We start from the raw sequence: 12,803 nt of genomic DNA, 5'->3' as shown, positions 1-12,803 counted from the left end.
GTAACATCCTTATTGTTGAACGGTGTTTAGTTGTTTGGCATTTTAATTGAACACCGTTAAACAAGAGGGTTTCACCATGGATGAAAGTGCGATTCAACGACACTCCGGGGGCTGGCTGTTTTACGTCAAGGCGGCATTCGGGATCAGCCTGGGGTTGATGGTGCTGGGCATCGTCTGGTTACCCACTGACCTGTGGATCAAGGGCTACCTGGTGATGGGCATCATGTTTGTGGTCGGCTCCACCATCACCCTTGCCAAGACCCTGCGCGATGACCATGAGGCCCGGCGTCTGATCAACCGGATCAGTGAGGCGAAGACGGAAAGATTGTTGAAGGAATACACCGACTAAAACCGGTCGAATGTCAGATGTGAATAAGGAGAACACCATGGCAACAGCATGGACCAAACTGAAAACCCTGATGCGAGGCCAGGCCCGTATCAGCATGGAACAGATCGTCAACGCGAATGACATGCTGCTGCTGGACCAGCAGCTGTATGAAACCGAGCAATCCCTGCGTGACGCGCGCCGTCAATTGGCAAGGCTGATGGCGGAAGAGAAACTGAATCAGCGTCGTGCCGATGAGTTGATCAGACAGAGTCGGCATTATGAGGAGGGGGCTCGCCAGGCCCTGGCGGCAGAGAATGATGTCCTGGCGTTGGATATCGGCAAGCGTCTGGCGGATCTGGAGCAACAGCAAAGCCGCCTTGCCCGGCAAGGCGTGACGCTGGAGCAACAGAAAACCGAGTTTCAGGCGTTTATCAAACAGGCAGCAGATACCCTGAAAACCCTGCGCCAGGAGCAATCCATGGCGCGCAGCCAGGAAACCCTGTTTGGAGAATCCCGGCAACGTCATCAGGACCAGCGCGGTCTGGCGCAGCGATTGTGCGACAGTCAGCACACCCTGCAGCAGATTCAGCAACGACAGGAAGAATGTCGCCTGTTGTGGCAGAGTGAAGCGCAGTTACAGGGGGATCGTCTCGGCGACAGCCTGGACCAGCGCATGGCGGAAGCGGGGATCGGCGATCATCAGAGCCGTCGGGCAGAAGAGATTCTGGCGGGGTTGCGCGGCGCACAGACGGCACCGTAGGAGCGCCGCTTGAGTCACGAACCGAGCGATAACGAGGGCTGAATGCTCGTTATCCTGATGTGCTCAAGGTCCGCGGCTCAGGCGCTGCTGCTTCAAAAGTAAAAACAACCAGGAGTTGCTGTGGCACGTCGTAACCAACACAGCCGTGAAGAATTGCAGGCGCTGGCGATACAGGCGGTACGGGACCTTGTGGCTGAACACGGGTTGGAGAAACTCAGTGTGCGCAAGGTGGCAGAGCGCATCGGTTATACCGCCGGCATGCTTTACCATGTGTTCGCCAATCTGGACGATCTGATTCTGCAGGCCAATGCGGACACCCTGGCGCAACTGCTGGCAGCCATGATCGACTGTCCATCACCTGCCCCTCGCGAGCAGTTGCAGCACATGGCACAGGTGTATGTGTCCATGGCCCGTGACGAGACAGCCCTGTGGAAGATGGTGTTCATGCACCAGATGCAAAACGCCGCGGCGGTACCCGGCTGGTATCTGGAAAAGACCGCAACCCTGTTCCGCGAAGTGGAAGCCCGCATGGATCAGCTTGCGCAACAGCAGGACACCGCGCAGATTCACCTGGCCGCCAGAACCCTGTGGGGCAGCGTCCACGGTATTGCCCTGCTGGCCGCGGATGACAAGTTGGTCGTGGCCGGAGATGTGGATGCGCAGGCGATGATTGAGTCGTTATTGCAGCATTATTTGAATAGCTGGGCCGGGGAGTAGCAAGCGGCAACACGAGGACAGGTCGTCGTTGCGGAGAGGAATGCGGTCCGCGCCGAGATGATGAAATGCTGAGGCGCGGCTCAAACCTTTCCGTAGGGCAGTAAGATTGAATCGCGTTGTAGCTTGCAGCTTGAAACTTGTCACTCTGCTCCCTACCAAGGAAGAAAAAGGCGAAAAAATGAAAAAAGGGTTGTTCTCTCTGCTGGCGTCACGCCGTTTCGGGCCGTTCTTTTTTACCCAGTTTTTGGGGGCCTTTAACGATAATGTGTTTCGCCAGGCGCTGATTCTGCTGATTGCCTCCGGTGTGGTCACCGGCCTCAGTGTTAACACCCTGAACAATGTGGCCCTCGCGCTGTTTATCCTGCCATTCTTCCTGTTCTCGGCGCTGGCTGGTCAGGTGGCCGACAAATACGACAAGGCCAGCCTGGTGCGCAAGATCAAGTTCGTTGAGGTCTGCATCATGTCTGCGGCGGCGGTGGGTTTCTTCTTCGACGCGGTGTATTTTCTGCTGGCCGTGCTGTTCTGCATGGGGCTGCAGTCCACTTTCTTTGGCCCGATCAAATACTCCATCATTCCCCAGCATCTGGATGACAAGGAACTGGTCTCCGGCAATGCACTGGTAGAAATGGGCACCTTTCTGGCCATTTTACTCGGCTCTATTTCCGGCGTACTGCTGAAGATGGAAGGGGTCGGCGATGGGGTGGTGGCCGTGGCAGTCATCGGGCTGGCGGTGTTGGGCTATCTGGCGGCCCGGGGAATTCCCTCCGCCCCGGCGGCGGATGGCGAACTGAAACTGAACTGGAATCTGTTCAAGGAAACCTGGCATATCGTTGGCTACGCCCGCGAAGTGAAATCGGTGTGGATGTGTGTGTTGGGGATCTCCTGGTTCTGGTTTCTCGGGGCGGCCTATACCACTCAGCTGAAAGTGTACGTGGATGATTATCTGCTCGGCACCGATGGTCTCTATGCGCTGTTGTTGGGAACTTTCTCCATCGGTATCGGGCTGGGCTCGTTCCTGTGTGAAAAACTGTCCGGCAAGCGGGTGGAGTTGGGGCTGGTTCCTTTGGGCTCCATTGGCCTGAGTGTGTTTGGTATCGACCTGTTTTTCTCCTATGCCGGTCTTGCCGGTACGGGTCAGGTGGATATCGCGGGTTTCCTGCAGCAGGCAGGCGGCTACCGGGTGCTGCTCGACCTGCTCGGTATTGGCGTGTTCGGCGGATTCTACATCGTGCCGCTGTTTGCGTTTATCCAGCACCGCGCCAACCCAAAACACTTGTCGCGGATCATTGCCGCCAACAACATCATCAACGCCCTGTTGATGGTCCTTTCGGCGGTGGCGGGCATCGTGCTGATCGGTTTTCTGGAGCTCACGGTTCCGCAGTTTTTCCTGGCGCTGGCCATTACCAATGTACTGGTGGCGAGCTATATCTACAGCGTCGTGCCGGAGTTCCTGATACGCCTGTTGGTGTGGATGCTTACCCACACCCTGTACCGGGTGAAGCATGAGGGGATGGACAACATTCCTGAAGAAGGCCCATGCATGCTGGTGTGTAACCATGTGAGTTACGTGGATGCATTGCTGCTGGCCGGGGCGATCCGGCGCCCGGTGCGTTTTGTGATGTTCAAACCGATCTATGACATGCCGCTGTTGAACTACATCTTCCGCACCGGCAAAACCATTCCCATCGATTCCAAAACCCGTAACCCGGCCATTTACGAACAGGCGTTTGTGCGTATTCGCGAAGAGCTGGCGGCTGGCGAGGTCGTGTGCATCTTCCCGGAGGGCAAACTCACCAGTGACGGCGAGATTGACGAATTCCGTGCGGGTATCGAGAAGATCGTCGGGGAGACGCCGGTACCGGTAGTGCCCATGGCACTGTCCGGGCTGTGGGGGAGCTTCTTTAGTCACAAGGGGGGCAAGGCGCTTACCCGCCTGCCCAGCCGGTTCTGGTCACGGATCCAACTGGCGGTGGGACAGCCGGTGGCGCCAGAACAGGTTGACGCTACGGATTTGCGAACCCGGGTGCTGGCCCTGCGTGAGCGCCCCTGAGGCCACAGCGGCAGCGCAGGTTGCGCAAAGCATACGGACGGTAACTTGCGAATTGGCCAAAATCCCGGACACTCGACAATAATAGTGGGTCTGTAACCCCTCACCACAATAACAATAGGGATTCAGCGTGTCAGAATCTTCCTTGTCGCCCGCCGGACTGCGGGCGCGCCTCCAGCAGTTGCTGCTGCAACTGCCCCCGGTTCAACGGGCGGATGCCCGTTTTCATCAGGTCGAGCATGATGTGCTCCAGACCCTGAAGCAGCGCCTTGAAGCGCTGGAGACCCCTGGCGAATTGGCCGGCCCCCCGGAGAACCTGCATCAGCTGTTGAATGTGTCCCAGGAGCAAAGCCGTGATCAGGCGGAAGATATGCTGGTGCGCCAGTTGCTGGCCGGGCTGACCGCCGATGAGGTGCGCATTCTGGCGGCACTATCTGATGGCAGCGCGTTTCCCATGCTGGCCCTGTACAGCGGTGGCCGGTTTTCCCGTGGCCAAATCCTGTTCCGTCATTCCAACGTGGGTCGTGCCGCCGGAATTCAATGCACCGACATGATTGGCACCTACCTGCAGCGGTTGTTCAGCCAGGGTTGGGTGATTGCTACCGGTTTTGAAGAAGCCAGCCGGACTGACTATGAATTGCTGGAAGGCGACAGCGGTTTCCGCCGCGCCATGGCCGGGCTTCAGGCGCACTGGCCGAAAGTGAAACCTCACCGGGAAACCCTGCGGCTCGGGCCCATGGGTCAACAGATGTGGGCCCTGCTCAGTCAGCCAGCTGAGGCGGACCAGTCAGGCGATGAGGAGTAAGGCGTGATTACCGATATCGACCTGATTCTTGCAGACATCCAGGCTAACTGGTTGTTGTATCTGTCCATGCCCTTCGTGGCCGCGGCGATTGGTTATGGCACCAAGGTGGTGGCCATCAAGATGATGTTCAAGCCGCTCAGTTTTATGGGTATCCGCCCGTTTCTGGGCTGGCAGGGCATTGTTCCGCGCAAGGCGGCCACCATGGCCAGCATCGCCTGTGACCTGATGATGGAACGGCTGCTCAAGCCGGAGGATGTTTTCAACAAGCTCGACCCGCATCGGGTGGCGGAAGAAATTCGCGATCCGCTGATTCGCTCGGTGGACGACATCACCCGTCAGGTTGCGGCGGAGTACCAGCCGGGCCTGTGGGAGTCTGCTCCGGAATCGGTGAAACGGCTGGTGATTCAGCGCATCCAGAAAGAAGCACCGCACATGGTCGAGCAGATCATGGAGGATATCAAAAGCAATATTCACCGGGTGTTCGACCTCAAGGATCTGGTCATCAATGCCCTGGTGCGGGACAAGGAACTGCTTAACCGGGTGTTCCTGGAAGCCGGTCATGTGGAGTTCAAGTTTATCCGCAATTCCGGTATCTGGTTTGGGTTTGCCATTGGTATTGTTCAGGCCGTGGTCTGGGCCTTGACCCATAATGTCTGGGTGATTCCGCTGTTTGGGTTGTTCACCGGTTGGTTCACCGATTGGCTGGCACTGAAAATGATCTTCAATCCCAAGCAACCGGTGCGCTACCTGGGGTTGTTCGAATGGCAGGGCCTGTTCCTGAAACGGCGCAAACAGGTGGCGGCCCGTTACGGTGAACTGGTGGCCAGCGAGATTGTCACCCCGGCGGCGGTGATTGAAGCGATTCTCAAGGGGCCGTTGTCGGATCGCTTGTTTGGCCTGGTACAAAAACAGGTACAACGCACCCTGGACGAACAGGCCGGTCTGGCCAAGCCGCTGGTGGTGTTTGCGGTGGGCAGCACCAAATACCAGGAAATGAAACGGTCGGTGGCCGACAAGGTTATGGAAGCGCTGCCGGAAACCCTGAGCCACATGGAAGCCTATGCCGAAGAAGCCATGGACCTGAAGAACCTGTTGGTCAACAAGATGCAGGAGCTAACCGAGGAAGAGTTCGAGGGGCTCCTTCGGCCGGCTTTTCAACAGGACGAGTGGATTCTAATTACCGTTGGCGCGTTACTGGGGTTCCTGGTAGGGGAATTGCAGGTGCACGTGATGCTGCACTTTGCGGTGCCGGTGACGTGACGGTCCTGCAGCAGCCTGGCAGACCGTTGCGGTTAAGGCAGTAAGAGCGTAGGGAGTGCAGGTCCATATTGCCTGCACATTTGGCTGACAGTATCTTGAATTTGAACCGTCAATCAGGAGCAAGCCAATGGCCAGCCAGGACACCACTGAACGTTACGGAACCGTCTCTCGCCTGTTGCACTGGAGCATGGCATTGCTGATTGCCTGGCAGTTCCTGTCGGCCATTGCGCATTATGGGTTTGAAGACAGTGCGTTCGAGGCCTTTTTCTGGCCGACCCACAAACCTCTTGGCCTGGTCCTGATGATCCTGATTGTGGTCCGCTTGCTGTGGGCCCTGAAGAACCTGGCCAGCCGTCCGCCCTCCATCGACCTGCCCGCCAAACTGGGTCACCTTGGCCTCTATGCGTTGCTGCTGTTGGTCCCAGCGTTGGCACTATTACGACAGTATGGCTCCGGCCGGGCCTTTGATCCGTTTGGTATTGCGCTGATGCCGGGTGGCGGTGACAAGATCGACTGGATGGTGGATCTGGGATCACTGCTTCATGGGGAGCTGGGGTGGGTACTGCTTGCCATGGTCGCCGGTCACATCGCCATGGCCTTCCTGCACCGTCACCAACCCGGTCAGATCAATGTGCTGCCGCGCATGTGGGGTAAATGACGGCTGAACGAGTTCTCTCCACTCCCTTGGCAGTCGCCCTGACCCGGATCAGGTTTTCCAGGAACGGATTGAAATCCGCAATTTAAGACATTGACCACTATCCTTCCCCGGAGGGCGCTTTAGAATGCGCCCTTTAATAAAAAAGTACTGGGGAAAAATCATGGTTATGGAACGACTCAAAGGGGTATTTGAGGTCAAGGGACTGCTGGGGGGTATCGTTGGGGCACTGGTCTTGCTGGTGGTAGCGAACAAGTCCATCTTCTATGCCGAACCGGGATATGTGTATCACGTGCGGACCATTCTGGGTCAGGAACATGTGGTCAGCGATGTGGGGTATCAGTTCTTCTTCTTCGGGCGCTGGAACTCCTGGAAGCGCGCCCTGACGGTACAGGCCGTGCGCGGCGGCAGTGAAACGCTGGATTATGTGGAAGTCGAACACTCGGAAACATCCGCTGCCTTGCCGCCACAGAACATCATGTTCCTGGATCAGGTGGATGCCAATGCCCAGGCCACGGTGCGCTTTACCATTCCCACGGACCAGGACACCTTCCTGCGCCTGGCCCATGAATATCGCACCCCGGAAAACCTGTTGCGCACGGCCCTGATTCCGGCCTTCAAGGAAACTCTGCAGGCCAACGCTTCACTGATGAGCGCCGAAGAGTACTACTCCGGTGGCCGTACCGAATTCAATACCGAATTCGAAAACCAGATGATCAACGGCATCTATATCGTGCGTCGTGAAGAAGTCAGCCAGAAACGCGTCGGTGACATCAAGGGCTCTGCCAACGTTGCCATGGGCACGGATCAGCAGGATTACGGAGATGACAGCAAGGTAATCTTCGTGGTGCGCAAGATGCTGGATGACACCGGTATTCCACTGCGTAAATCCCAGCGGTTTATCGATTACGGCGTCTCCGTGGTGGAAGCCCGTGTGACACAGATGGATCCCAACCAGCGTTTTGTCGAGCGCATGCAACTGAAACAGAAGGCGTCCGCCGACCGTGCCATCGCCCGTGAGCAACGGGTTCAGGAAGAAGAGCAGCGGTTGCTGGCCATTGCCCGTGGGGAGCGTGAAGTGGCAGAACGGCAGGCCAAGGCCAAGGTGGATCAGATCCAGCGCACTACCGAAGCAGAGACGGAAAAGCAGCTGGCCATTACCGAAGCCCAGAAACAGAAAGAGCAATCGGAAATCGAGAAACAGACCGCGCAGATCCAGCTGGAAAAAGCCCGTATCGAAGCGGAAACCCGTCGTACCCTGGCTGACGCGGAAGCCTACCAGAAGAAAGCCGTGCTGCAGGCGGATAACGCCCTGGCGCAGAAACTGGATGCGGAAATCGAAATCCAGAAAATCTGGGCCCAGGCTTTCGCCAACCGCAAGGTGCCACAGTATGTATTCGGTGGCGGTGAAGGAGGCACGCCTACAGGCTCTGATGGCGAAACCCGCGCCTTCATGCAGATGCTGACCCTGGATGCGGCCAAGCGGTTGAGTTATGACCGGGATGTGAAGAAGTAACCTCTTTCAGGTGGCGATGACACCGGTCATCGTCACCTGCAATGTCAGTACCCTCCGTTCGCAGAACGCTGCGAAATCACTACCGTTCGGCTAATGCGATCATGCAACAGCCGCCCTCCCAAAAAGGCGTTGACGATAAAAATCACTTTCCAGAGCAAGCCGGTGAGGATGAAGGCAATAACGCGCAGCCCGTTGTGCCAGAAAGGCAAACGCTGGCCATGACGATTGACGACACGCAAGCCGAGCAAATACTTTCCCGGAGTGGCTTGCAGGGGAGTGGTTTCCATAATCAGACCCATCAGCAAATAACCCGGCAAGGTGCAAAGTAGCAACAGGCTTTCGTATCCGGATTGCGTACCACTGATCATTTTGATGGGACCTACGAGAAGAATCGCAATGGCCACCATGACAAAAAACAGGTCCATCACAAAGGCCAGGATGCGAATGCTGTAGCTGCCATAGGCGTGTGTGGGCGGGACATCATGATCCTGGTTCGCGACGACACGCTGCGCAGAGGGGCCAATCAGCTTTCCTCCCCGTATTCCATGACCCTCTACCGGGGGGGCGCTGAGTGCATCAAGTCGGGCAAAAATGGGGTCGCACACGGTGCTGCCCAATGTGTTAGCCAATGCCGTGCGTTGACCTGTCCAGTGAAAAAACGCATTCAGATACGATAGCACCGCCACATCAGCAAGTTCGCCAGTTGCCTGATGCTGTTCAGCGATAAGCCTGAAAAGCTCCTGCCCGGCGGCATGATGGAAACTGTCATCCAGTAGTTCTGCGCGGGTAAAAAGCGGTTGCCATTGCTGAGGCTGTGAACGGCCCTCTGGGCTTGAAAGATACTGTTTGGCGTTGCTGATCCATTGTGACACCGCCTCCTTAGGGGCCTCGGCTGACGGGCGTAATGTTATTGCTTCGGTATCAGGGTATGACAAGGGTTCGGGTGTCGAGGCACTGTCAATAACCTCTGCGGTGTCTATGTCAGGGGTTTCCTGCGGGGCCGTCGTATCATTGGCCGCCAGCGCCAGGGCGGTTTTGTAGGCCTGATGTAACTGCTGAAACGCAAGGGGATCATCATCTGGACGGGTGTGTTTGAGCCGTTGCGCATAGGCGCGTTTGATCGCCCGTACATCCTGAGTGGGCTGAATGCCGAGCAGGTCCCAGGGCATATCAGCCTCTCCTTTCTCGTTGGCGATTGCGTGTTTCAGGCCAGTTGATAATACGTGTGCCAGAAAAGCGGTCTTGCAGCAGGTCGCCCTGCAGAAAAAGGTTGATGAACATGACCAGCAGTACCAAGGTGTTGAGACCCAATGCCCACTGATTCAGGTACAGCATTAATGCCAGGCATAACAGGAATGCGGCTCGTCGAAGCACATGCCGCAGTGTCACTGGTTTGAACGTTCGGGTCATGACACGCAGGCCGAACAGCCAGGGCGCGGGGGCGGCACGCAAGGGGCTGAGTTCGCACAGTGCTGCAAAGAGCAGGTAGATCGGGATCAGTAAAAGCATGTCGTCACCTTGCGGACGCAAGTGACTGAAGTGTGTGTCGACCCAGGAAATATTGAATAGGCTTTTCAGCACCAGGCCCAGCATCACAACATCAACGACCATCGCCAACCCGCGCAGTAACGGGTTAGCCAGGGCGAACTCAGACGGGTGGCTAACAAGTGGCTGGTGAGCGATCCTTTTTTTTCCTCCTCGCACCCCCGCAAAGGGCTGAGTTTGCTGTGCGTCATCTATTCGCGAAAAGAGTGATTCAAGCATCACGCGGTCATGGCCCCGGAACGCATCGGCCTCCAGGGAAGACCAGAAAAACAGATTGTCGAGAGAGAAGAGCACCGCTGGCGACATTGGTGTGCGGCGTGTATCTCCGCCAAGAATGGCCGCTTCATGTGCGATGATGAGATCGAACAAACGGCGGGCAAAGCGGCGGTGACAATCGTCGTCGAGGAACAGGGGCTGCTGCAACAGGAAGTTCCAGTACTGCGGTTGCCGGGCACCGTGGTGCTCGGCCATCAGTGCCTCGCACCGCTGGAGCAGTGGGGCCAGGATATCTTCGGCTTGTTGAGTCTCAGTCTGTACCGTGTCGCTGCCGGTTGTCGTTGTATCCGAAAGGGTAAGGGTCCAGCTTGCCAGTGTTTCCGGTGTTGTATTCTGTTCGCCGAGGGGGCCGGCACAAGGCTGCTGTGCACTGGACTGCCGGGCCGCATGCGCAAGCGCCTGCTTGTACGCTTCATGCAATCGCTGGAAAGCCTCGGGCTGTTCATCCGGTCGGGTTTGTTTGAGCTGGCGGGCATAGGCCCGCTTGATGGCGCGCGCATCGCTGGTGGGTTCCAGTTCAAGAATGCCCCAGCGATCCATCAGAACCAGTCCTCATTTTCCAGTTGGGCCAGCGCATCGCTGACCTGCTTTCTCATTTTGGCGATCTCCGCCGGGTTCTGGCTTTCCAGCACGCGTTCGAATTGTTGCATGACATTTGCCACGTAGTCCCGTCGATCACCGAGGCAGCTTTCATAGAGTCGCTCACCACGGGCAAGCAAAGCTCTGTTCTCTTCTCCGTCACGGGGATGAAACTTGAGTTTTTCCAGTTTCGCCAATGCTGCCTGTTTTTCGGCTTCGCCAAGCGCCCCGGGAGCGTGCTCAATCAGGTGATGGTGGGCTTTTCCGTTGGAGACCACGGTGACATCGACCGACAGCAATCCATTCATGTCATAGCTGTAGCGGATGTCGATGGCTTCTTCCCCTTTGGCTGCGGCCGGTACCGGTACCGTTAGCTCTCCCAGGTATACATTCTTTTCGACCAGGCGGTTTTCGCCCTGGTACACCTTGACGGTGACTTCCGTTTGGTTGTCATGGGCAGTGTAGACCTGTTTGACGATGCTCACAGGCACGACACAATTGCGTTCGATAATGGGTAGAAAGTAATCGCCCTGGCGGGGGTTATCACGATTGAGAACGCCGGTACCGAGGGTATAGGGGCAAACATCGGTCAACACCACATCGTCCAGGGCTTCATCGCGCATCATCAGCCCGGCCTGAATCGCGGCGCCCATGGCGACAACGGTGTCCGGATCCAGATGACATGACGGTAAGCGACCAAACATCTTGCCCACAGTTGAACGGAAGATCCCGAGCCGGGTCGAGCCGCCGACCAGTACCACATCATCAATTTTGCCGGGATTGAGATTGGCATCGCGAATAGCGCGTTCGATGGGATGTTTGGCGCGCAATAACAGCGGTGTGCAGACACGGGTGAACCAGTCACTGGTTACGGTAAATTCCATCGGTTGCTTGCCGAGATCCAGTGTCAGTGTCTGTTCCTGGGCGCTGAGCTTGCGTTTGGCGCCTTCCATCTGCAGGTACAGGTTCTGCAACTGCACCGGGGTGAGGTGGTCGCGCTGTATGCCTTGCTCGCGTAGCACGTCTTCGACCATCGCATCTACAAAATCCTCCCCGCCAAGAAAGTTGTCCCCGGCACTGGCGTGAACCTCCATGATGCCGTCGAAGAACTCGAGCAGTGATACATCAAAGGTTCCGCCGCCAAGATCCAGAATCAGGAACAGGCCCTCCTGCTTTTCATGCAGGCCATAGGCAATGGCCGCAGCGGTGGGTTCGTTGATCAGTCGTTCGACCTTGAGGCCTGCAAGCTCCGCAGCTTGTTTGGTGGCCTGGCGCTGATTGTCATTGAAGTAGGCCGGTACACTGATGACGGCTTCGGTTACCGTTTCCCCCAGAAACGTTTCGGCATCTTCCTTGAGGGAACGGAGCACCAGCGAGGAGAGTTCGGTGGCAGTGAAGGTGCGTTTGGCCAGTTTGACCTGATGGTCTGTGCCCATCAGCCGTTTGAACGCTGCTACTGTGCGATCACTGTGATTGATCAGACGCTGCCGGGCGGTACGGCCGACGATGATTTCCCCGTTTTTGTCCAGGCCAACAACGGATGGGGTGAGCACCTCGCCGAGCCGGTTGGGGATCAGTTTGACCCCGTCCTCTGTCCATACCCCGCAGGCACTGTTAGTGGTGCCCAGATCAATCCCGATGATGGTCATATCCCTTCCCTGTTATGCTGCCCGACACATTATGAGGACGGACATGCTTCAAATAGGCAACAATTTACAGATTCCTGATTCAGAGATCGACCTGCAGGCCATTCGTGCCCAGGGCAGTGGTGGCCAGAACGTGAACAAGGTCTCCAGTGCCATTCATCTGCGTTTTGATATCCGTGCTTCCTCATTGCCGGACGTCTACAAGGAGCGGCTGTTGGCGTTGAGTGATCAGCGCATCAACAGCGATGGTGTGGTGGTGATCAAGGCCCAGCAGTTTCGCACCCAGGAAAAAAACAAGGAAAACGCGCTGGCAAGGCTGGCCCAGTTAATCCAGAGCGTGACGGTAGAGCAGAAAAAGCGTAAACCCACCCGCCCGACCCTGGGTAGCAAGAAGCGCCGCATGGACAACAAGACCAAACGCGGCCAGATCAAATCCCTGCGTGGCAAGATCGATCCGGGGTGAACAGCCGCAAGCTACAAGCTGCAACACGGGGTAAGGACGGTGACGGCTTGTGAGTCCGAACTCCGCGCTGGTGGCATGGGCGCGCGCCCTGGCGTCAAAACCGGTACTCACACTGATTCGCGTTGTAGCTTGAAGCCTGCGGCTTGCAGCTCCATTGACACAATCCCGCCCTCCCCTTGGCGTTATCGGACCCTCCCCTGCGCGCA

12 protein-coding genes are annotated in these 12,803 nt (G+C 57.0%); 9 read left to right on the top strand and 3 right to left on the bottom strand.

Going from position 1 to position 12,803, the window contains the following annotated elements; genetic code table 11:
• The first annotated feature begins 76 nt into the window (after window positions 1–76).
• The 8 genes from A15D_RS02610 (at window position 77) to A15D_RS02575 (ending at window position 8,088) form a co-directional block, all read left to right on the top strand.
• The gene (locus A15D_RS02610) at window positions 77–349 is read left to right on the top strand and encodes a YiaA/YiaB family inner membrane protein (RefSeq protein WP_022985945.1); all 273 of its coding nucleotides are present in this window, start codon (window positions 77–79) and stop codon (window positions 347–349) included.
• Window positions 350–386: 37 nt separating this feature from the next.
• The gene (locus A15D_RS02605; protein WP_102790705.1) at window positions 387–1,088 is read left to right on the top strand and encodes a PspA/IM30 family protein; all 702 of its coding nucleotides are present in this window, start codon (window positions 387–389) and stop codon (window positions 1,086–1,088) included.
• A 120-nt stretch (window positions 1,089–1,208) separates the two neighbouring features.
• Window positions 1,209–1,805 (top strand): TetR/AcrR family transcriptional regulator, encoded by a 597-nt coding sequence (locus tag A15D_RS02600; RefSeq protein WP_102790651.1) that lies wholly within the window; start codon window positions 1,209–1,211, stop codon window positions 1,803–1,805.
• A gap of 178 nt (window positions 1,806–1,983) precedes the next feature.
• Window positions 1,984–3,855: an MFS transporter gene (locus tag A15D_RS02595; RefSeq protein WP_102790650.1), complete on the top strand. Its 1,872-nt coding sequence runs from the start codon at window positions 1,984–1,986 to the stop codon at window positions 3,853–3,855.
• 127 nt (window positions 3,856–3,982) lie between these two features.
• Window positions 3,983–4,657, top strand: a complete 675-nt coding sequence (locus tag A15D_RS02590) for a hypothetical protein (RefSeq protein WP_233192021.1) — start codon at window positions 3,983–3,985, stop codon at window positions 4,655–4,657.
• 66 nt (window positions 4,658–4,723) lie between these two features.
• On the top strand, window positions 4,724–5,917 hold the full coding sequence (locus tag A15D_RS02585; protein WP_369825811.1) for a DUF445 domain-containing protein: 1,194 nt from the start codon (window positions 4,724–4,726) through the stop codon (window positions 5,915–5,917).
• Window positions 5,918–6,044: 127 nt separating this feature from the next.
• Window positions 6,045–6,575: a cytochrome b gene (locus A15D_RS02580; RefSeq protein ID WP_102790648.1), complete on the top strand. Its 531-nt coding sequence runs from the start codon at window positions 6,045–6,047 to the stop codon at window positions 6,573–6,575.
• A gap of 160 nt (window positions 6,576–6,735) precedes the next feature.
• The gene (locus tag A15D_RS02575) at window positions 6,736–8,088 is read left to right on the top strand and encodes an SPFH domain-containing protein (RefSeq protein WP_102790647.1); all 1,353 of its coding nucleotides are present in this window, start codon (window positions 6,736–6,738) and stop codon (window positions 8,086–8,088) included.
• 44 nt (window positions 8,089–8,132) lie between these two features.
• Here the strand turns inward: A15D_RS02575 and A15D_RS02570 are convergent, their stop codons facing one another.
• The 3 genes from A15D_RS02570 to A15D_RS02560 all read right to left on the bottom strand — a co-directional run bounded on the left by A15D_RS02570 (window position 8,133) and on the right by A15D_RS02560 (window position 12,137).
• The gene (locus A15D_RS02570) at window positions 8,133–9,257 is read right to left on the bottom strand and encodes an RDD family protein (RefSeq protein WP_102790646.1); all 1,125 of its coding nucleotides are present in this window, start codon (window positions 9,255–9,257) and stop codon (window positions 8,133–8,135) included.
• 1 nt (window position 9,258) lies between these two features.
• Window positions 9,259–10,329, bottom strand: a complete 1,071-nt coding sequence (locus A15D_RS02565) for an RDD family protein (protein WP_146026832.1) — start codon at window positions 10,327–10,329, stop codon at window positions 9,259–9,261.
• Between the two features lie 119 nt (window positions 10,330–10,448).
• Entirely contained in the window at window positions 10,449–12,137 is a 1,689-nt protein-coding gene (locus A15D_RS02560; RefSeq protein ID WP_102790644.1) for an Hsp70 family protein, read from the bottom strand.
• A gap of 43 nt (window positions 12,138–12,180) precedes the next feature.
• Between A15D_RS02560 and arfB the strand changes: the two genes are divergently transcribed.
• The gene (arfB, locus tag A15D_RS02555) at window positions 12,181–12,597 is read left to right on the top strand and encodes an alternative ribosome rescue aminoacyl-tRNA hydrolase ArfB (protein ID WP_102790643.1); all 417 of its coding nucleotides are present in this window, start codon (window positions 12,181–12,183) and stop codon (window positions 12,595–12,597) included.
• Window positions 12,598–12,803: the final 206 nt, after the last annotated feature.

The organism is Alcanivorax sp. MD8A (genome assembly GCF_002888555.1).
Taxonomy (GTDB): Bacteria; Pseudomonadota; Gammaproteobacteria; order Pseudomonadales; family Alcanivoracaceae; genus Alcanivorax.
The sequence above is the reverse complement of the archived record's forward strand: the minus strand, read 5'-3'. Positions and strand labels throughout refer to the sequence as shown.